Annotated in this window: 20 protein-coding genes, 1 pseudogene and 1 riboswitch; of the genes and pseudogenes, 11 read left to right on the forward strand and 10 right to left on the reverse strand. The window is 64.1% G+C overall.

What is annotated here, in order from left to right; genetic code table 11:
- The 8 genes and pseudogenes from P9273_RS04295 to P9273_RS04330 form a co-directional block, all read left to right on the forward strand.
- Window positions 1-192: pseudogene (locus tag P9273_RS04295) on the forward strand (S-(hydroxymethyl)glutathione dehydrogenase); the annotation flags it as partial.
- Window positions 193-453, forward strand: coding sequence for a hypothetical protein (locus P9273_RS04300; RefSeq protein ID WP_041004306.1), 261 nt, complete (start codon window positions 193-195; stop codon window positions 451-453).
- 23 nt (window positions 454-476) lie between these two features.
- Window positions 477-1,046 (forward strand): S-(hydroxymethyl)glutathione synthase, encoded by a 570-nt coding sequence (gene gfa, locus P9273_RS04305; RefSeq protein ID WP_278047804.1) that lies wholly within the window; start codon window positions 477-479, stop codon window positions 1,044-1,046.
- A gap of 66 nt (window positions 1,047-1,112) precedes the next feature.
- Entirely contained in the window at window positions 1,113-1,580 is a 468-nt protein-coding gene (locus tag P9273_RS04310) for a YaiI/YqxD family protein (protein WP_278047805.1), read from the forward strand.
- A 26-nt stretch (window positions 1,581-1,606) separates the two neighbouring features.
- Window positions 1,607-2,278 carry a DUF1345 domain-containing protein gene (locus tag P9273_RS04315; protein ID WP_278047806.1) on the forward strand — a complete coding sequence of 224 codons (672 nt, stop codon included), beginning with the start codon at window positions 1,607-1,609 and terminating at the stop codon, window positions 2,276-2,278.
- A gap of 96 nt (window positions 2,279-2,374) precedes the next feature.
- On the forward strand, window positions 2,375-3,247 hold the full coding sequence (locus tag P9273_RS04320; RefSeq protein WP_278047807.1) for a cytochrome b/b6 domain-containing protein: 873 nt from the start codon (window positions 2,375-2,377) through the stop codon (window positions 3,245-3,247).
- A gap of 1 nt (window position 3,248) precedes the next feature.
- Window positions 3,249-4,040 carry a molybdopterin-binding protein gene (locus tag P9273_RS04325; RefSeq protein WP_278047808.1) on the forward strand — a complete coding sequence of 264 codons (792 nt, stop codon included), beginning with the start codon at window positions 3,249-3,251 and terminating at the stop codon, window positions 4,038-4,040.
- Window positions 4,040-4,465, forward strand: coding sequence for a GNAT family N-acetyltransferase (locus P9273_RS04330; protein WP_278047809.1), 426 nt, complete (start codon window positions 4,040-4,042; stop codon window positions 4,463-4,465). The genes P9273_RS04325 and P9273_RS04330 overlap by 1 nt, the downstream gene beginning before the upstream one ends.
- Here P9273_RS04330 and P9273_RS04335 read toward each other — a convergent pair.
- Complete coding sequence (locus tag P9273_RS04335) at window positions 4,462-4,617, reverse strand: hypothetical protein (RefSeq protein WP_278047810.1); 156 nt, start codon at window positions 4,615-4,617, stop codon at window positions 4,462-4,464. The genes P9273_RS04330 and P9273_RS04335 overlap by 4 nt on opposite strands.
- A gap of 88 nt (window positions 4,618-4,705) precedes the next feature.
- A riboswitch (glycine riboswitch) is annotated at window positions 4,706-4,792 on the forward strand.
- Between the two features lie 149 nt (window positions 4,793-4,941).
- Here P9273_RS04335 and gcvT point away from each other — a divergent pair.
- From gcvT to gcvP, 3 genes are read left to right on the forward strand one after another with little or no spacing between them, the layout of a single operon-like run.
- Complete coding sequence (gcvT, locus tag P9273_RS04340; protein WP_278047811.1) at window positions 4,942-6,036, forward strand: glycine cleavage system aminomethyltransferase GcvT; 1,095 nt, start codon at window positions 4,942-4,944, stop codon at window positions 6,034-6,036.
- A 7-nt stretch (window positions 6,037-6,043) separates the two neighbouring features.
- Window positions 6,044-6,412, forward strand: coding sequence for a glycine cleavage system protein GcvH (gcvH, locus tag P9273_RS04345; RefSeq protein ID WP_041004292.1), 369 nt, complete (start codon window positions 6,044-6,046; stop codon window positions 6,410-6,412).
- Window positions 6,413-6,429: 17 nt separating this feature from the next.
- On the forward strand, window positions 6,430-9,237 hold the full coding sequence (gene gcvP / locus P9273_RS04350; RefSeq protein ID WP_278047812.1) for an aminomethyl-transferring glycine dehydrogenase: 2,808 nt from the start codon (window positions 6,430-6,432) through the stop codon (window positions 9,235-9,237).
- 15 nt (window positions 9,238-9,252) lie between these two features.
- On the opposite strand, the gene P9273_RS04355 is transcribed toward gcvP, so the two are convergent.
- The 9 genes from P9273_RS04355 to cpaB all read right to left on the reverse strand — a co-directional run bounded on the left by P9273_RS04355 (window position 9,253) and on the right by cpaB (window position 18,613).
- On the reverse strand, window positions 9,253-10,425 hold the full coding sequence (locus P9273_RS04355; RefSeq protein WP_278047813.1) for a GGDEF domain-containing protein: 1,173 nt from the start codon (window positions 10,423-10,425) through the stop codon (window positions 9,253-9,255).
- A 176-nt stretch (window positions 10,426-10,601) separates the two neighbouring features.
- Window positions 10,602-11,075, reverse strand: coding sequence for a tetratricopeptide repeat protein (locus P9273_RS04360; protein WP_278047814.1), 474 nt, complete (start codon window positions 11,073-11,075; stop codon window positions 10,602-10,604).
- Window positions 11,076-11,365: 290 nt separating this feature from the next.
- Window positions 11,366-12,331, reverse strand: coding sequence for a type II secretion system F family protein (locus tag P9273_RS04365; protein ID WP_278047815.1), 966 nt, complete (start codon window positions 12,329-12,331; stop codon window positions 11,366-11,368).
- Between the two features lies 1 nt (window position 12,332).
- Window positions 12,333-13,298, reverse strand: a complete 966-nt coding sequence (locus P9273_RS04370) for a type II secretion system F family protein (RefSeq protein ID WP_278047816.1) — start codon at window positions 13,296-13,298, stop codon at window positions 12,333-12,335.
- Between the two features lie 4 nt (window positions 13,299-13,302).
- Window positions 13,303-14,724: a CpaF family protein gene (locus tag P9273_RS04375; RefSeq protein WP_278047817.1), complete on the reverse strand. Its 1,422-nt coding sequence runs from the start codon at window positions 14,722-14,724 to the stop codon at window positions 13,303-13,305.
- Window positions 14,721-15,935 (reverse strand): AAA family ATPase, encoded by a 1,215-nt coding sequence (locus P9273_RS04380; protein ID WP_278047818.1) that lies wholly within the window; start codon window positions 15,933-15,935, stop codon window positions 14,721-14,723. Before P9273_RS04380 ends, P9273_RS04375 begins: the two co-directional genes overlap by 4 nt.
- Before the next feature lie 13 nt (window positions 15,936-15,948).
- The gene (locus P9273_RS04385) at window positions 15,949-16,224 is read right to left on the reverse strand and encodes a hypothetical protein (protein ID WP_041004276.1); all 276 of its coding nucleotides are present in this window, start codon (window positions 16,222-16,224) and stop codon (window positions 15,949-15,951) included.
- A 4-nt stretch (window positions 16,225-16,228) separates the two neighbouring features.
- The gene (locus P9273_RS04390; RefSeq protein ID WP_442920189.1) at window positions 16,229-17,662 is read right to left on the reverse strand and encodes a type II and III secretion system protein family protein; all 1,434 of its coding nucleotides are present in this window, start codon (window positions 17,660-17,662) and stop codon (window positions 16,229-16,231) included.
- Window positions 17,663-17,692: 30 nt separating this feature from the next.
- Window positions 17,693-18,613 (reverse strand): Flp pilus assembly protein CpaB, encoded by a 921-nt coding sequence (gene cpaB, locus P9273_RS04395; protein WP_278047819.1) that lies wholly within the window; start codon window positions 18,611-18,613, stop codon window positions 17,693-17,695.
- Window positions 18,614-18,724: the final 111 nt, after the last annotated feature.

Below are 18,724 nucleotides of genomic sequence, written 5' to 3' on the forward strand. Positions count from 1 at the left end.
CGCACCTGGATGGGCACCGCCTTCGGCGGCGCGCGCGGCCGCACCGATGTGCCGCGGATCGTCGACTGGTACATGGACAAAAAGATTGAGATCGACCCGATGATCACCCACACGCTGAAGCTGGAGGACATCAACAAGGGTTTCGACCTGATGCATGAGGGCAAGTCGATCAGGAGTGTCGTGGTTTACTAGGTGAAGGTAGTTCGAATTCGCTTCATCGACCACGAGAAGTCGACGATCCATCGGATACGGAACTTCGGCGAGGATCTGTGGCGGTGTTTTCGGGACGACAAGCACGTTGAAATCGACCTGGAGGAGATCGACCGCGCGAAAGAAGAAATCACCTATCTCGTGCATGGCAGGTTCTTGAGGAGGAGCTTGAGCGAGGTGCGCCAACTGCTGAAGGTGCACTTCATGGAAAGTGAGGTGGTCATCGACACTGGGTCGACCTGACCGGAAAACATGGGAGGAATGGAATGGCAGAAAAACTGCATCACTCGATCGACAACGGCTTGCCGAAGGAGAGCGCGAGCTTCTCCGGCGGCACGCTGGTTTGCCTGTGCACCAGCAATCCGGTGAAGGTGAAGGTCAAGGGCCAGATCGCCCACAACCATGCCTGCGGCTGCACCAAGTGCTGGAAACCGGAAGGCGCCATCTTCTCGGTCGTGGCCGTCGCCGGCACCGGCGACGTCACCGTCACCGAGAATGGCGACAAGCTCAAGGTGGTCGATCCCTCGGCGCTGATCCAGCGCCATGCCTGCACGAGCTGCGGCGTCCATATGTACGGCCCCGTCGAGCGCGACCATCCCTTCAAGGGCCTGTCCTTCATCCATCCCGAGCGCTTCGAGGAGGACGGCTGGTCGCCGCCGGGCTTTGCCGCCTTCGTCTCCTCGATCATCGAATCCGGCGTCGACCCGAGCCGCATGGACGGCATACGCGGCCAGCTGAAGTCGATCGGGCTGGAACCCTATGACTGCCTCAGCCCCGGCCTGATGGACTATATCGCCACCTGGACCGCCAAGAAGTCGGGAGCGCTTCCGGCCTGACAAATCCCGCGATTTCTGCCATGGGGCTGGCTGACACGCCGGCCCCATATTCATTTGGAAGCAACGATGCCCGCACCCGTTATCTACGTCGACGCCGATGCCTGTCCGGTCAAGGCCGAGGTCGAGAAGGTCGCGGAACGCCACGGCGTCATGGTCACCTTTGTCTCCAATGGCGGCCTGCGTCCGTCGCGCGATCCGATGATCCGCAACGTCGTCGTCTCCAAGGGCGCGGATGCCGCGGACGACTGGATCGTCGAGAACGCAAGACGCAACGACATCGTGGTGACGGCCGACATCCCGCTGGCGGCGCGCACGGTGGCGCTGGGCGCACATGTGCTGGGACCCACAGGCCGTCCCTTCACGCCGGAGACCATCGGCATGGCGGTGGCGATGCGCGATTTGAAGCAGCATCTGCGCGAGACCGGCGAAAGCCGGGGCTTCAACGCCTCCTTCACGCAGAAGGACAGGTCGCAGTTTCTCGGCGAGCTCGACCGCATCTTGCGGCGTGCGGTCAAATCCGTCACACCGGACTGATCCAACGTCTTCAGGGGCCTCGGGCCATGGGTGACGATCTCAAGACGCCGATGCATCGGCACATGCAGTTCGCCCTCGCCGCGGCCATCGGCATCGTCGCGCTACTGCTTGCCTTGCTGCTGCGCTGGCCTCTGCCCTATTCTATCGGCGCCAACGTGTTCTTCGCCAGCTACATCGCCCTCGTGCTGGCCCGGATGCCGAGCCTTACCGGCCGCTATCTCAGCAAGAATGCGCGCGCGACCGACCTGCCTGTGCTGGCGATCTTTGCCGTCACGCTCTTTGTCGTCGGCGCGGCCATCGTTTCGCTGTTTCTGCTCATCAACCGGAAGGATGCCGCGCATCCGATGCAGCTTGTCTTCGCGATGCTGTCGATCCCACTCGGCTGGTTCACCATCCACGCCATGGCATCGCTGCACTATGCGCACGTCTATTGGCAAGATGGCGACGAGATCGACACGAAAACCCAGAAGAAGGTGCCGATCGGCGGGCTCGATTTTCCCGGAGGCAAAAGGCCGGAAGGCTGGGACTTCCTCTATTTCGCGACGGTGGTTGGCATGACGGCCCAGACCGCCGACACCGCGATCACGACCTCCCACATGCGCATGGTCGTGCTCGTTCATTCGATCCTGACCTTTTTCTTCAACACGGTGATCGTCGCGGCGGCGGTCAATCTCGCGGTCAGCCTGGGCTCTCCGTAATAAATCCGTGATCGCGTGAAACATTGGCTTGTGCGGCGACGTATTGAGGGGAAGACAATGACCTGAGGAGCCGCTCCCGGTGCGGCCGGAGGCAAGATGGACACTGTTCCCAACAAGGAATCCGCCGCCGAGGCGGATGGCAAGGACATGACCCTCATCTATCGGCAATCGCGCTGGACGCGGTTGACGCACTGGATCTGGGCTTTCTCGCTGTTCTTCATGCTGCTTTCCGGCCTGCAGATCTTCAACGCGCGACCGCAGCTCTACGTCGGCAAGCAATCCGGCTTCGAATTCAACAACACGATCCTCCAGATCGGCGCCGAAAACACCGCCAACGGTCCGCGCGGCTTCACTGAAATCTTCGGTCATCGCTTCGACACCACCGGCGTGCTCGGCTGGTCGGGTCCGCCGGGACGAGAAACGGCCCGCGCCTTTCCATCCTGGGCGACGATCCCGTCCTATTACGATCTCGGCACGGCCCGCGTCGTGCACTTCTTCTTCGCCTGGATCCTGACCACGACGCTGCTCGTCTGGCTGATCGCCGGCCTGATCAACGGCCATATCCGCCGCGACCTCGCGCCTCGCATGTCGGACCTGCGCAAGCTGCCGCGCGACATCGTCGACCACGCGAAGCTGAAATTCCATCACACGAGGGAATACAACACGCTGCAGAAAATGGCTTATGGCGGCGTGCTCTTCGTGCTGCTGCCGCTGATGATCATCACCGGCCTCGCAATGTCGCCGAGCATGAATTCGGTGCTGCCCTGGCTGAACGACATCCTCGGCGGCAGGCAGACGGCGCGTACAATTCACTTCGGCGTCATGGTGCTGCTCGTTTTTTTCTTCATCGTCCACATCCTGATGATCCTTGCCGCCGGCCCGATCAACGAGCTGCGCTCGATCATCACCGGCTGGTACCGCACCGACCCGCCCGCAAGACACAACCAGCCGACCGAGAGGAGCGTCTGACATGGCAAAATTCCAGATCAGTCGGCGAAAATTTCTCACCTCCGCCAGCCTTGGCCTGTCAGGCATCATGTTGTCGGGCTGCGACGCCTTCGACAGCGGTCTGGGCGTCGGCGATGGGCTGCGCAGCTTTCTCGAGAATGCCAATGGCCTGACCTGGCGCGCGCAGCGCCTGCTCGCCGGCCGGGACGCGCTGGCGCCGGAGTTCACCGAGGCGGACATCCGCCAGCCGCAGCGGCCGAACGGCATCACCGCGCCCGACGACGACACCTACAAGGGTCTTCTGGCGAACAATTTCGCCGACTGGCGCCTGGAGGTCACCGGCCTTGTTGAGAAGCCGCTGTCGCTGACCCGCGAGCAGCTCCAGAACATGCCGAGCCGCACCCAGATCACCCGCCACGACTGCGTCGAAGGTTGGAGCTGCATTGCGAAATGGACCGGTACGCCGCTGTCGCTGGTGCTCGACCAGGCGGTGGTGAAGCCTAAGGCCCGCTACGTCATGTTCCATTGCCTCGACACGATCGAGCACAGCCTGTCGGGCGACATCAAATATTATGGCTCCATCGACCTGATCGATGCACGCCATCCCCAGACGATCCTGGCCTATGGCCTCAACGGCAAGCCGCTGCCAGTGGAGAACGGCGCGCCGCTGCGCGTCAGGGTCGAGCGCCAGCTCGGGTACAAGATGCCGAAATACCTCTACAAGATCGAGCTGGTCGACAGTTTCGCCAATGTCGGCGGCGGCCGCGGCGGCTATTGGGAAGACAATGGCTACGACTGGTATGGCGGGATTTGATGGCCCCTCGCCTGCAGGCGGAGCACGATCTGTCGTCAGCCGAGCTTGATGCCATCGAGGAGCGCCTCGACAACGACAACCGGCGTCTGACCGGCCGCGACGACGACCGTGCCCTCATCTTTGCCCTGCGGGATGAGCAAGGGCACGCCGTCGGGATTGCCTCCGGTTATTCCTGGGCAGGCATTGCCGAGCTCACGCTGATGTGGGTCGACGAGGCCTATCGCGGCTTTGGCCACGGCAGGAAGCTGCTCGACGCCTTCGTCGCGGAGGCCACCGCGCGCGGCTCGCTGCGGATATGGGTTTCGACCCACGACTTCCAGGCGCCGGGCTTGTACGAAAAGGCCGGCTTCGAACGTATGGCCGAATTGACCGGATGGCCCGAAGGCCATTCCAACATCATTCTCTGCAGGACTGTCGCCGCCTAAGCAACCTTCTCCAGCAGAGGTTTCAGCGCCGGATGGATTTCCGGCGAAGCCTGCCTGATCAGCGTCAGCAGCGCGCGCTCGTTATCGCGCAACGACCGCAGCCTGCCGCCCACGCGCTCGGCCAGCCATTCGGTCTCGTTGTCGTCGATCAACTCCGCGCGCTTTAGATGTCGCTGGGAGGTGACAAGGTGTCGCCGACGGGCTATGGATGGCGCGTCGGGGGCTCAGGCGACTGAGTCCCACCTGTTTGCGGGAGAGAGCAGCGCACGCTGTCGCCGAAGGGGAAATCGCCCGAAATCTCTCAGGCAAAAGAACCGTGGACGGGAAAGACAACTCTGGAAAGTCGGGAATCTTCCCGCGCCGAAGGTGTAAGCGCTGCCGACAGAGCTACGGGGCGCGAGTCTCTCAGGCTTCAGACAGAGGGGCACGACTAGGCCGCCCGTGGCGGTCGATTGCCGTGCGACTCTGGAGAAGACATGACAGGCGAAGACACCAAGCATCTACCCCTTGAGGATTTGCACCAGGCCGCCGGCGCGCGTTTCGGCGCCTTCGCCGGGTGGTCGATGCCGCTGACCTACCCGCCCGGCGTGATGAAGGAGCATCTTCACACGCGCGAGCACGCCGGCCTGTTCGACATCTCGCATATGAAGCTGTTCGAGGTCGCCGGTCCGGGAGCCACCACATTGTTGAACCGCGCCTGCCCGCTCGATGCCGGCGCGCTGGACATCTCGCAGTCCAAATATACCTTCTTCCTCAACGAGGCGGCAGGCATCATCGACGACCTGATCGTGACACGCCTCGGCGATGACCGGTTCATGGTTGTGGCCAATGCCGGCAACGCGGTGGAGGACGAGAAGCATCTGCGCGCCGCCGATTTCGATACCAGGGTCGAGCCGCTCGACCGCATCTTCCTGGCGATCCAGGGACCGGACGCCTGGGCAGCTTTGGCGCGGGCCGGCATCGAAACCGGCTCGCTGCTCTTCATGCATGGGATCGAGCCGCGGCAAAATTGGTTCATGAGCCGCTCCGGCTACACCGGCGAGGACGGTTTCGAGCTCGGCCTGCCGGAGAAGGACGCGCGTGATCTCGTTGCCAAACTCCTGGAAGACGAGCGCGTGCAGTGGATCGGCCTTGCCGCCCGCGACAGCCTGCGGCTCGAGGCCGGTCTTTGCCTGCATGGCCAGGACCTGACGCCCGAAATCGACCCGGCAAGCGCCGGATTGATGTGGGCGATTCCCAAGGAGGTTCGCGCCGCGGGCGGTTTCATCGGCGCCGATGCGCTGCGCTCGATCCTGGAGCGCGGCCCGTCGCAGAAACGCGTCGGCCTGAAGCCCGACGGCCGCCAGCCGGTTCGCGCCGGTGCGGCGCTGGTCGACGCCGACGGCAATCCGGCCGGCCATGTCACCTCCGGCGGCTTCGGCCCTTCGACGGGACACCCGGTCGCCATGGGTTACGTCAACGCCGTGCTGGCCAAGGCCGGCACGAAACTCTTCGCCGATGTCCGCGGGACGAAAATCCCGATCGACGTCACGTCCCTGCCCTTCACTCCACACCGCTACCGCAAAGGATGATTTTCAGATGGCAAAGACCTATTTCACTGAAGACCATGAATGGCTCCGCGTCGACGGCGGCGTCGCCACAGTCGGTATCACCGACTACGCGCAGGAACAGCTCGGCGACCTCGTTTTCGTCGAGCTGCCGGAGATCGGCCGCAAGCTCGCCAAGGGCGATACGGCCGTGGTCGTCGAATCCGTCAAGGCGGCGTCGGACGTCTACGCGCCGGTCGACGGCGAGATCACCGAGGCCAACGCTTCGCTGTCGGCAGACCCCTCGCTGGTCAATTCGGCCGCGACCGGTGACGGTTGGCTCTGGAAGATGAAGCTTTCCGACGAAAGCCAGCTCGACAGCCTCATGGATGAGGCCGCCTACAAAGCCCATATCGGCTGATATCAGGACATAAAGACATGACCGCAGCGCTTACTCCCTTCTCGGCCCGCCATATCGGCCCGGGCGTCAACGATGTCAGAGCCATGCTTGCCGTGCTCGGCGTTCCGTCCGTCGAAACGCTGATCAGCCAAGCCGTGCCGAGATCGATCCGCCTCGACCAACCGCTCAACCTGCCCGCTCCGGCGAGCGAAGCGGAAGCGCTGGCCGAACTGTCTGCGATCATGGCGAACAACACGGTGCTGAAGAGCTTCATCGGCGCCGGCTATCATGGCGTCTTCGTGCCGCCGGTCATCCAGCGCAACATGTTCGAGAACCCGGCCTGGTACACGGCCTACACGCCCTACCAGGCCGAGATCAGCCAGGGCCGGCTGGAAATGCTGTTCAACTTCCAGACCCTGGTCACCGAGCTCACCGGCCTGCCGGTGGCGTCCGCCTCGCTCCTCGATGAAGCCACAGCCGTCGCCGAAGCCGTCGGCATTGCGCTGCGCCACCATCGCGAGAAGCGCACCAAGGTGGCGCTTGCGGGTGTGCCGCATCCGCAGACGCTGGATGTCGTGCGCACCCGCGCCGAGCCTCTCGGCACCGAGGTCGACGGGGAGACCATCGACGACAACACCGCCGCCCTGCTCGTCTCCTGGCCGGACACCTTCGGTGTCTATGGCGATCACAAGGCGGCGATCGAGAAGGCCCGCGCCGCCGGCGCGCTGGTCGTTTTCATCGCCGATCCGCTGGCGCTCACGCTGACGGACGCCCCGGCGAAGCTCGGCGCCGACATCGCCGTCGGTTCGATGCAGCGCTTCGGCGTGCCGATGGGCTTTGGCGGCCCGCATGCCGCCTATTGCGCCGTGTCCGACAGGCTGACCCGTCTCATGCCCGGCCGTCTCGTCGGCCAGTCGACCGACACCAAGGGCCGCCCCGGCTACCGGCTGGCGCTGCAGACGCGCGAGCAGCACATCCGCCGCGACAAGGCCACCTCCAACATCTGCACGGCGCAGGCGCTGCTCGCCAACATGGCGACAGCTTATGCGATCTGGCACGGTCCGACCGGCCTGCAGGCGATTGCCCGGCAGATCCATGGGTTGGCCGACCGCCTCGCCTCGGGTTTGAAGGCCGCCGGCTTATCGGTGCTCGGCACGAGCCGCTTCGACACGGTGACGGCCGAAGTGAAGGGCAAGGCCGCGGCAATAGCCGCCGCCGCCGAGAAGACCGGCAGGCTGTTGCGCGTCATAGATGCCGACCGCGTCAGTATCGCTTTCGACGAGACCTCGACGGAAGCCGATCTCGAGGCGATCGCCGGCCTCTTCGGCGCCAAGCCCGGTGCGGAAGGCGGCTCGATGCCCGGCAAGCCGCGCGGCAAGGAATTCCTCACCCAGCCAGTCTTCCACGACAACCATTCCGAAACCGAGATGATGCGCTTCCTGCGCCGGCTGGCCGACAAGGATCTGGCGCTCGACCGCGCCATGATCCCGCTCGGCTCATGCACCATGAAGCTCAATGCCGCCGCCGAGATGATGCCGGTGAGCTGGCCGAGCGTCGCGAACCTGCATCCCTTCGCGCCGGCCGGCCATTCGGCGGGCTATCGCAAGATGGCCGCCGATCTGGAGGTCTGGCTGTCGGAGATCACCGGCTTCGACGCGGTCAGCCTGCAGCCCAACGCCGGCAGCCAGGGCGAATATGCCGGCCTGCTCGCCATCCGCGCCTATCACCGCGCGCGCGGCGAAGGCCACCGCACGGTTTGCCTGATCCCGTCTTCCGCGCACGGCACCAATCCGGCAAGCGCGGCGATGGCGGGAATGAACGTCGTCGTCGTGAGCTGCGCCGAGGACGGCAGCATCGACATGGACGACCTGCGCGCCAAGGCCAATGAGCATTCCAAGAACCTTGCGGCGCTGATGTTCACCTATCCTTCGACGCACGGCGTCTACGAGGAAGGCGCCAGGCATCTCTGCGCCCTGATCCACGAGCATGGCGGCCAGGTCTATTTCGACGGCGCCAACCTGAACGCCCTGGTCGGCCTCGCTCGCCCCGGCGACATCGGCGCCGACGTCTGCCATATGAACCTGCATAAGACCTTCTGCATTCCGCATGGCGGTGGCGGCCCGGGCGTCGGCCCGATCGGCGTCAGGGCGCATCTGAAACCCTATCTGCCGGGCCACGTCACCGGGGCTTCGGCGCATGCCGTGGCCGCCGCGCCTTTCGGCAGCGCTTCCATCCTGCCGATCACCTGGATGTATATCCGCATGATGGGCGGCTCAGGCCTGAAGCAGGCGACCGAGACGGCGATCGTTTCGGCCAACTATGTGGCGACGCGGCTCGCACCGTATTACCCGCTGCTTTACAAGGGTCGGAGCGACCGCATCGCGCATGAGTGCATCCTCGACACCCGTGTGCTCAAGGAGAGCGCCGGCATCAGCGTCGACGATATCGCCAAGCGCCTGATCGACTACGGCTTCCATGCGCCGACCATGTCGTTCCCGGTTGCCGGCACGCTGATGGTCGAGCCGACCGAGTCCGAGCCCAAGCGTGAGCTCGACCGCTTCTGCGAGGCGATGATCGCTATCGCCGGCGAGGCGGCGAAAGTGGCAAAGGGCGAGTGGCCGTCCAACGACAACCCGCTGGTCAACGCCCCCCACACCGCGGCGGAAGCGCTTGCCGGAGAGTGGAAGCATCCCTATTCGCGGCTGGAGGCGGCCTATCCGGCGGGCGACGCCGATCTGGCCGCGAAATACTGGCCGCCGGTGTCGCGCATCGACAATGTCGCCGGCGACCGCAACCTGGTCTGCTCCTGCCCACCGCTGTCGGAATATCTCGGCGCCGCGGAGTAGCCGCCGAGGTTCTGTTCAGGCGGTTTTCAGGGCCGGCCCGGCTTCGGGCTGGCCCGCTCTGCTCTGGGCGATGACGCGGTTGCGCCCAGCGCGCTTGGCCGCGTAGAGCGCGGCATCGGCCTCGGCCAGCACCTCGTCCAGTGTCCGGCCCTCGGCGGCGCCGAAACCCATGCCTCCGCTCACGCTGCTGCGCAGCGGGCCGCGATGGGTCGCAACGATTTCGGTGCCGAAAGCGACGCCGATCCGGCTTGCCATGTCATGCGCCTTTTCCTGAGTTACGCGCGACATGACGAGCGCGAATTCCTCGCCTCCCAGCCGGAAGGCGTCGACGCCCGTCCTGCCGTATTTCCTGATCACCGCCGCGAAACGGCACAGCACCTGGTCGCCCACGGGGTGACCGAAGAGGTCGTTGGTCGTCTTGAAATGGTCGAGATCGAACATCGCGATCGCCATGAACGGGCCGAAGCTGCGGTCGCCGTAAAGCGCACCCAGCGCCCTGCGGTTCATCAGGCCGGTCAAGGGATCGGTCATCGTCTCGGCCTTGAGCTCGATCTGCGCCTGCAGATGGTGCAGCGAAAGCGTGAGCGCGCCGAGGCCGGTCATGCAGGCGACCGCGACGACGGAGTTCAGCCGCTCGGCCCAGTTGTCGGGCGCCGCGCCAAGGGCCCATTGCCCATGGGCGAGCAGTATCAGGCCGCACAGCGCGAAGGACACGCCGCAGGCGCCGCTCAGGAACGAGACGACAAGCAGGATCCGCCGGTCGTGATCGCCCTTCACCCAGAACATCGCACCGATCGCGGCGAGCAGCGCCGTCACCACCGCGTAGGTGATCTGGAAGCCGACACCGTCGAAACCGAGATATGTGAAAGCGGCGCAGACGGCCATGGCCGCAAGTGTCGGCAGGACGGCGCGGCGGTAGGCGCGAAAGCCGAGATACTGCATGGCCGACAGGCAGATGAGGAGGAAGCCGAAGCTGAGCAGCGCAAGCACGATCTGGCAAAGCCAGGGGCTGGCGTCCTTGGTGTAGCGCCAGAACAGGACGACATGCGCAACCAGCACGAGCATGCCGCAAGCGACCGTGGGCATGAACCGGGCCTGGGGCGCGGTGAACCAGATCGCGAACAGGGTGATGCTGAGGCATGCGCCCGACAGCGCCGCCGCGAGCAGGAGCGAGCTGAAATCCAACATCGGTGAAGAACTGCCTCTCGGGGAGTCTCGTCGCTTCTCAATGTAGATTGCCGGCGGCCTGCGCAAACCGTTTTCGGCCGGCGCCCGCCGCTACCTCGGCACAGGGTTTACAAAGCGTCGACATGCCGGGCGAAATGGCGGCGCCGGCCCTTGGAGGCGGCAGGAGTGAAGACGGATCAGCTCCTGTCGAGCAGCGCAAGATTGGCATTGACCACGGTCTGGTCGGCCATGCCGGCCTTGGCTTCGAGCAGCAGCGCGCGCGCCTTTCTCTTGTTGCCGCGCAGAAGCTGCGAATAACCCATATTGTTGACGATCTGCGGCTTGCGCCCGGCAACCTTCAACAGCTGCGCGTAAGCGCGATCGGCGAAGTCGAAGCGGCCGAGCTCGTCATAGGATGCGGCGAGCCCCATCCAGGCCTCGGCATTGTCGGATTTGAGTTCGACCGCCTTGCGGAAATGCTGTTCGGCAAGGCCGAAATTCGCCTCGCGGAACTGCGCCTTGCCCTCGACAAGGTCGTTGGCGCTGACATCCTTGGCCACCGGCTGGATCGCCGTGGTCTTGGTCGCGTCGACATTGTTGTTCGTTGTGCAGCCGGTGATTATCAAGACGGCTGCCAACGCCGCCGCTGCCCTGGGAAGTCTCTGACGCATGCCCCTGCCCCATCGCCCGATTTGCCGGGTCGTTCTTCAGGAAAAAACCTTACAGGACAGCGATTAAGCTTCGGTGCCGAAATGCAGCTAAATTTCGGTTGCTCGCAAAGGATGCGTTAACCAGCGCCCAGCGACCATTGAGGTGGCTGAGGTGCGTTGAGATTCAGGTCAGGCCGAGCCGAGAATGGTGGGTTCCGAGAACCGGAGCGGAGCGTACTTGAAGTACGTGAGCACCGGAAGCGCAGGAAGCTGCCATTCGCAGGCCGGCCTCACCTGAATCTCAACGTACCTCAGTGGTGGGCGGTCAGCTTCACGATAATCGGAATAATGGCGATCATCAGCACCACCGGGAGGATGCAGACCGTCACCGGAACCGACATCTTGGCCGGCAGGGCGTGCGCCTTCTCCTCGGCCATGGACATGCGCTTGTGCCGCATTTCATCGGAAAAGACGCGCAGCGAACCCGACAGGCTGGTGCCGAGTTCCTTGGACTGCTGCAAGAGCGTGGCGAAGGAGCGCACCTCGTCAAGGCTGAGGCGGTCGGCAAGCGCCTTCAGCGCGTCGTCGAGGCTGCGCCCGGCCCGCAATTCCAGCGACACCAGGATCAGGTTCTGGCTGAGCGACGGATAGGTCCTGGCAAGCTCCTTGGAGACCCGCTCGATGCCGGCCTCCATGCTCATGCCGGCATCGGAGCAGACGATCATCAGGTCCATGAAATCGGGAAAGCCGTTGCGGTATTCGCGCATCTTCTCCCGAACCTTCTGCGTCAGCACCAGGCCCGGCAGGAAATAGCCGCCTGCTGCCGACAGGATGATGAAGGTCCAGCGGCTGGTCATGGTCGACTCGGCGCTGGCCGCCCAGTGATTGATCAGGAAAGCGCCGAGCGCCGCCCCGACCAACGTGAGGAAACGGATGAGGAAGAACATGCCGACGGCGCGCGGCTCCATATAGCCAGCCTGGATGAGTTTCATGCGCAGCCGCGCGACATTTTCCGGGTCGCTCTTGGCATAGAACTCCTGCGCCCGCTTCACCGCCTTCTCGCGTACGGCAGTGGCGTTTCTCTTGGGCGCGGGATCGGCCTGCTCGGCCGGCTGTGTTACCTCTATCTTCAGCCGGCGCTTGACCTCGCCCCGATCGCCCTTGGCAAGCACCAGCGGCCAGGCGACGGCACCGCCGCCCAGCACAAGCAGAAGCACGGCGACCGGCATCAGCGAGGTCGGCGCGAGCGAGGCGAGGAAGCGGATGACGTCTTCCATCTCAGAACCTGAAATTCGACATCTTGAACATGATGGCGTTGCCGAGCAGCAGCCAGATGATGGAGCCGCCCAGCATGTACCAGGTCTTCGGCACGTCCCAGACATCCTGGTAGAACTGCGGCATCAGCACCATGATGGCAGTGAACAGAAGCACCGGCACCGCGGTCAGGATGTAAGCCGACATGCGTCCTTCCGTCGAAATGGCGCGCACCTTGCGGCGCAGCTTGCCGCGGTCGCGGATCGTCGCCGACAGTCCGTCGAGGATCTCGCGCAGATTGCCGCCCGAACTGCTCTGGATCGACACCGCCGTGACGAACAGCGGCAGATCCTCATGGCCCACCCGGTCGAAGAGATTGTTCAGCGCTGAGACCAGGTCGGATCCGTAGGTCACCTCGTCGGCGACGACGCCGAACTCGGTGCCGATCGGATCGGCCATTTCGCGTGCCACCATGGCAATCGCCACCGGCACCGGATGGCCGGCTTTCAGGCCGCGCGTGATGAGCTCCAGCGCCTCGGGCAATTGCATGCCGAACCGCTTGTGCCGTCGCTTGCGCATGGAGCGCATGGCCATCACCGGGAGCACCGGCGTCAGCACGACAAACAGGATGAGGCCGAACAAGGGCGGCAGGCCCTTCCAGATGCCTAAAAGTGCCAGCGCCAAGGCGATCCCCGATGTGATCATCAGGAACTTCGGCAGCGGCGTGGTCATGCCGGACTGCGTGCGCAGGGCATGGAAGCGGTCGAGGGAAAAGATGGAGCTGCCGCCATCGATCCCGCGCTCCTTGCGCAGTTGGATCAGCACCTGCTCCTGGCTGATCTTGTTCTCCGCGAGCTTCATGCGGCGGTTGATGGCCGTGCGTTTGTCGCTGCGCCCGGCATAAAGCAGATAAAGGCCCTCGGCGATCATGATGCCGGTGAGCGCCGCCGCGGCGTAAACGACGTAGACCGGGTTGAATCCCTCGAACACCGGCCTAGTCCTGCGGCCGGCCGGGTTCGAAATACTTGCCCGGGAATTCGATGCCCATGTTGCGCAGGTCCTCGAGGAAGCGTGGGCGGATGCCGGTGGCTTCGAAGTGGCCGAGGATCTTTCCGTCCGCTTCCATGCCGGTGCGCACGAAGCGGAAAATCTCCTGCATCTGGATGACGTCGCCTTCCATGCCGGTCACTTCGGCGACGCTGGTCACCTTGCGCTTGCCGTCGGAAAGGCGCGTCAGCTGGACGATGATGTCGATGGCGCTGGCGATCTGGCTGCGGATCGACTGCACCGTCATCGGCATGCCGGTCATGCCGAGCATCTGTTCCAGGCGCGAGATGGCGTCGCGCGGTGTGTTGGCATGGATGGTGGCCATCGAGCCTTCATGGCCGGTGTTCATCGCCTGCAGCATGTCGAAGGCTTCCTCGCCGCGGCACTCGCCGAGGATGACGCGGTCGGGGCGCATGCGCAGCGCGTTCTTGACCAGGTCGCGCTGCTTCAATTCGCCGTGGCCCTCGATATTGGCGGGGCGCGTTTCCATGCGCGCGACATGCGGCTGCTGCAATTGCAGCTCGGCCGCGTCCTCGATGGTGATCAGGCGCTCGTCTTCCGGAATGAAGGCCGACAAGGCGTTGAGCATCGTCGTCTTGCCCGTGCCGGTGCCGCCGGAGATGATCGTGGTCTTGCGGGCATGCACCGCCGCCGCCAGCACCTCGGCCATGTTCTGGGTGATGGCGCCGAATTCGACCAGTTTGTGCAGGCCGAGCTTGTTTTTGGAAAACTTGCGGATCGACACCAGCGGTCCGTCGACGCCGACCGGGCGGATCGCCGCATTGAAGCGCGAACCGTCCAGCATGCGGGCGTCGACCATCGGCTGTGATTCATCGACGCGACGGCCAACCGCCGCGACGATTTTGTTAATGATTCGAAGCAGATGCGCCTCATCCTTGAACGGGATGTGGACCTGCTGCAGCTTGCCGCGCCTTTCGACGAAGCAGTTCTGGTGGCCGTTGATAAGGATATCGTTGATCTCGGGATCCTTGAGCAGCGGCTCCAGCGGGCCGAGGCCGACCATTTCGTCGACGATGTCGTCGACCAGCGAGTCGAGCTCGGCGATGTTGATCGCCATCCGCTCCTCGCGCGTCTTTTCCGAGACGAATTCATGCACCTGCCGGCGCATTTCATCCCGGGGCAGCCGCTCCAGCGCCACGAGGTTGATCTCTTCGAGCAGCATGCGATGGATGCGCACGCGTGCGTCCAGCACCTTGTTGGCGCTCTTTGCGGGTGCGGCTTCAGGCCTCGGCGGCGCCGGCTTGCGGGTCGTCGGGATGACGACCGCATTGTGCGTGACGGGCGCGGGCTCCGGCGCCCGCTGCGGACGGACGTCGCGGCTCTGCAGGTTGGAAAAGCGGCTGGTCATCCTGCCTTCCTCTTCAGCAAACCCTTGCCCAGGCCGAACAGCGACTTCGACTTGACCGTGGTCTGGACGGCCTCCTCCGGCAGGATGATCTTCTTCAGGTCGTTGACGACATTGGCGTTGGGGTCGATGGCGTGCAGCGGCACGCCGCGGTCGACCGCCTCGCGCACCAGCCGGTAATTGTTGGAGATGCCGCCGACGAAATGCTCGCCCAGTATCTCCTGAACGTCGGCCTGCTTGATGCCGCTGTCGAACATCTTCTGCTCGAAGCGGTTGACAATGACATTGGGCTTCACTTCCTTGCCGGCCGTCTCATAGACGGCCTGGATGAGACGCTGCGTATGGCGCAGGCAGGGCACCGTCATCTCGGCGACGATATAAAGCTTGTTCGACCCGAGCAGCACCGTCTCGGTCCAGGGGAACCAGGTGCGCGGCATGTCGATTACGACATTGTCGAAATAAGCCGCCACGAGGTCGAGCATGCGCACCACGACATCGGTCTTGAACGAGCGCATGTCCGACGGGCGCGTGGGAGCGGCAAGCACGCACAGCCCGCTCGCATGTTTGGACAGCATCACGTCAAGCAACTGCCGGTCGAGCCGCTCCGGCTGGTTCTCGATTTCCGTGATGTCGAAGCGCGGTTCGAGGTCGAGATATTCGGCGCAGGCGCCTTGCTGGAAATTGAGATCGACGACGCATGTCGAGGCGCCGCGGGTCACCGAATGATGCAGCTGGAAGGCCGTCTGCAGTGCAAGCGTCGTGGTGCCGACGCCGCCGGCGGCCGGCATGAACGTGTAGACGTGCGATTCGGTGTTCTCTTCCCGGCCCGGTCCTTGCAGCGCACGGATGACGGAACGCACGAGGTCGGCCGTGGTGATCGGCTTGACCAGGAAATCGGCGACCTTGAGCTGCACCAGGATGCGCACCGCCGCCGCGTTGAATTCCTGGGTGACGACGACCACCGGAACCCTGCCTTCCAGCCGCCGCATGACCCGCTGCAGCGACTCGATCTCCTCGAGTTTGGCTGCGTCCATATCGACGATGACCGTGCCGTAGTCCGCTTCGAGGATCTCGCCGCGCAGCTCGTTGACGCTCTTTTCCAGCGTCAGAAGCTCGATGATCTCGGAGGCCGCGAAAGCGGTCCGCGTGTCCTGCAAAAACGTCCTGTCCGTCGAGACGAGCAGGATCTTCTTTGTCTTGGTGCCAGATGCCATCGGCGTCAGCCCATCAATTCGATGTGGTCGATGATGATGTGGTCGATGACGACCCGGAGCCGGCTTTCGCGCCGACGGCGGCGCTCTCCGAACCTGGACGCTGGGCCGGCACCAGAAGCCTGGTGTTCTGAACGCCGTATTTCCATGGGTCGACCATCTGCATGGCGGTGTTGGACGCCTGCGCGTTGCCGACTCCCGGCGTTACGCCTTCGGTGCGCACATAGTCGTCGCTAGTGCAGCCGCTCACGAACCCGGCCAGAAACAGAGCAATCCAAAGGGCGCTGCGCATGGCCTTAGTCCTTCGGCAGATCGAGGAAGTGGCCGGACGTGGTGGCAGCCACCGGGCGGGCGGCGCTGCCGTCCGCCAGCGCCACCGGGCGCTTCGGCGCCGAGGCGTCCACTTCCTCGGTGTTGTTGAGGAAATAATCGGCGGGACTTGCCGCCTGGGTGCCGTCGGTCGGCTCGACCATCTTCCTCGACGGATCGACCGGCTTGACCAGGTAAGGCGTCACGATGATCACGAGATCGGTCTCGCGCCGCTGATAGGACTTCGAGGAGAACAGCGGACCGAGCACCGGCAGCTTGCCGATCCCCGGCACCCGCGACGTCGTGATGTCGTTCTGCGACTGCAGGAGACCGGCGATCATGAAGCTCTGGCCGTTCTTGAGGTCGACGGATGTCCTGGCGCGGCGCACGATGAAGGCCGGAATGGAAATGCCGTTGCTCACCTGGATGGAAGCGGATGGGTCGATCGAGGACACTTCCGGCGCGATATCGAGGCTCACCAGCCCATCTTTCAGCACCGTCGGCGTGAAATCCAGGCCGACGCCGTACTTCTTGTAGGTGACGCTGATCTTGCCATTGTCTTCGGAAACCGGGATCGGGAACTCGCCGCCGGCAAGGAAGCTCGCCGTTTGGCCCGAACGCGCAATCAGGTTCGGCTCCGCCAGCCGCCGCGCCAATCCGCGCTCCTCCAGCGCCTTGATGGCGATGTCGATCGAAATCCCATTGGAGAGCAACCGGCCGATGATCTCGCCGGTGCCAGCGGTCGGCACGGTGCCCGGGTCGATGATGACGTCGCGACCGCCGACGCCGAAGGCAAAGTTGGCCCCGTATTTGGCGCCGAGATCCTGACCGGCCTGGCGATTGATCTCGACGAAGCGGACATTGAGCTGCACCTGCTGCGAGGACGAGATGTTGACCGAGTTGATGACTTCCTCGTTGCCGGAAAAGCGCGACGCGATCTTACTTGCCTTTTCGGCGGCGACCGCATCGTCGGCCTCGCCCGACAGCACGACGCGGCCGTTCGCCGAACCGACCTTGATCTTTGCGTCGGGCACGCTGGCGCGGATGGTGCTGGCCAGTTGGTCGGTATCCAGCGTCACCTCGATGTCGATGGTGCCGACAAGCTGCTTGTTCTGGTCGAACAAGGCGATGCCCGTGGTCCCCAGATTGTTGCCCAGCACATAGAAGGACTTGTCGGTCAGCGGATTGACGTTCGCGATCTCCGGATCGCCGATGACGATCTGGTAGAAGGCGGCGCTCGTCATGATCGTCTTCGGCTTGCCCTTGGCGACTTTGATCGAGGCGTTCCTGTTCGCCGAGACATAGACGACGTCGTTGCCGGCCCTTGCCGGCGCGGCGGCGCCAAGCATTGCCGCCGCCAGCGCGATCGCGCCGAGAAGACGCCATCCCCCGGTCGTCCGAAATGCATCAAACCCGAACATCTTGCCCCGTTCCCCGCCGGTCCCCACCGGCTATTGCTGCAGTTCCTGCGGCGGTTCCCGTGAAGGAACCTTGTATTCCTCGACCTTCTCGCCCCGCGTCACGATCACCGTCTTGAATTTCGGCTCGTCGGATTCCTTCGTCACCGCGCTGGCGAGCGAGGCGGCGCTCGCCTGCGCCTTTGCGGCGACCGAACCGCCGAAGGACGAGATGGTGGTAAGCCCGCCATTGCTGGCGCTGGCATCGGCCGCGGACCGCAACGACAGCGACAAGGTGCCGACGGTGCGGGCCAGCGCCACTTTCTGCGCCCCTTCGTTGGTCACCTCGATGGTCACCGAATTGGCGACCTGCGGCTCGGTCTTGCGCTCGTCCGCGCCCTGCCCGACCGAAAGCACCTTGGCGTCCGCGACGACGACTTCGGACGTCACCGTCGAGCCGGCTGCGCCCTGCGCGTTTTTGGATACTTCCTGGATGTCTCCCGCGTCACGTGTCAGCACGACGTCGACGCGGTCTCCGGGCGTGATGAAACCGCCGACGCCGGCGATCTCGTCGGTGCGGATGGTGACGGCCCGCATCCCCGGCGACAATATGTTGGAAAGGGTGGCGCGCCCGTTCGGTCCCGATAGCTTGGTGAGCAGCACCGGTTCGTTGACCTCGATCGGCGACAGCACGACCCGGCTGCCGTCGGCGAGCAGTTTGTCGATCGTCGGAAAAGCGCCTTGCGGCAGGGAATCCTGCGGCCACGGGATCTCGGCGAGCTGCGGCCGTGCCAGCTCCATGCCGTAGCGCAACGGCGCTTGAGCCACCACGATGGTCTTAAACTCGACCTTGGGCTGCTGCGGAGCTTCAACCGTGACGACCTTGACCTCGGACTGAGCCTTCGCCTGGCTCTTGACCCAGAAATCCGCCGCAAAGATCGAGATCGCGCCGAAAACGGCGGCGATGCCGATCATGGTTATGGCCCTGCCCCTCACAACGAAACCCCTGACGCCCGTGGTCTTTTGTTGGTTGGGCCTCACGCTAGGCGTTAATGTTAAAGAATCGGGAATCCCGCGACCCCCTGG

The organism is Mesorhizobium sp. WSM4935, assembly GCF_029625735.1.
Lineage (GTDB): Bacteria > Pseudomonadota > Alphaproteobacteria > Rhizobiales > Rhizobiaceae > Mesorhizobium.

What these genes read in the sequence shown, in the direction of transcription:
- gfa (WP_278047804.1), top strand. Translation starts at nt 477, where the DNA reads ATGGCAGAAAAACTGCATCACTCGATCGACAACGGCTTGCCGAAGGAG.
- P9273_RS04310 (WP_278047805.1), top strand. Translation starts at nt 1,113, where the DNA reads ATGCCCGCACCCGTTATCTACGTCGACGCCGATGCCTGTCCGGTCAAG.
- P9273_RS04315 (WP_278047806.1), top strand. Translation starts at nt 1,607, where the DNA reads ATGGGTGACGATCTCAAGACGCCGATGCATCGGCACATGCAGTTCGCC.
- P9273_RS04320 (WP_278047807.1), top strand. Translation starts at nt 2,375, where the DNA reads ATGGACACTGTTCCCAACAAGGAATCCGCCGCCGAGGCGGATGGCAAG.
- P9273_RS04325 (WP_278047808.1), top strand. Translation starts at nt 3,249, where the DNA reads ATGGCAAAATTCCAGATCAGTCGGCGAAAATTTCTCACCTCCGCCAGC.
- P9273_RS04330 (WP_278047809.1), top strand. Translation starts at nt 4,040, where the DNA reads ATGGCCCCTCGCCTGCAGGCGGAGCACGATCTGTCGTCAGCCGAGCTT.
- gcvT (WP_278047811.1), top strand. Translation starts at nt 4,942, where the DNA reads ATGACAGGCGAAGACACCAAGCATCTACCCCTTGAGGATTTGCACCAG.
- gcvH (WP_041004292.1), top strand. Translation starts at nt 6,044, where the DNA reads ATGGCAAAGACCTATTTCACTGAAGACCATGAATGGCTCCGCGTCGAC.
- gcvP (WP_278047812.1), top strand. Translation starts at nt 6,430, where the DNA reads ATGACCGCAGCGCTTACTCCCTTCTCGGCCCGCCATATCGGCCCGGGC.
- P9273_RS04355 (WP_278047813.1), bottom strand. Translation starts at nt 10,425, where the DNA reads ATGTTGGATTTCAGCTCGCTCCTGCTCGCGGCGGCGCTGTCGGGCGCA.
- P9273_RS04360 (WP_278047814.1), bottom strand. Translation starts at nt 11,075, where the DNA reads ATGCGTCAGAGACTTCCCAGGGCAGCGGCGGCGTTGGCAGCCGTCTTG.
- P9273_RS04365 (WP_278047815.1), bottom strand. Translation starts at nt 12,331, where the DNA reads ATGGAAGACGTCATCCGCTTCCTCGCCTCGCTCGCGCCGACCTCGCTG.
- P9273_RS04375 (WP_278047817.1), bottom strand. Translation starts at nt 14,724, where the DNA reads ATGACCAGCCGCTTTTCCAACCTGCAGAGCCGCGACGTCCGTCCGCAG.
- P9273_RS04380 (WP_278047818.1), bottom strand. Translation starts at nt 15,935, where the DNA reads ATGGCATCTGGCACCAAGACAAAGAAGATCCTGCTCGTCTCGACGGAC.
- P9273_RS04385 (WP_041004276.1), bottom strand. Translation starts at nt 16,224, where the DNA reads ATGCGCAGCGCCCTTTGGATTGCTCTGTTTCTGGCCGGGTTCGTGAGC.
- P9273_RS04390 (WP_442920189.1), bottom strand. Translation starts at nt 17,662, where the DNA reads ATGTTCGGGTTTGATGCATTTCGGACGACCGGGGGATGGCGTCTTCTC.
- cpaB (WP_278047819.1), bottom strand. Translation starts at nt 18,613, where the DNA reads ATGATCGGCATCGCCGCCGTTTTCGGCGCGATCTCGATCTTTGCGGCG.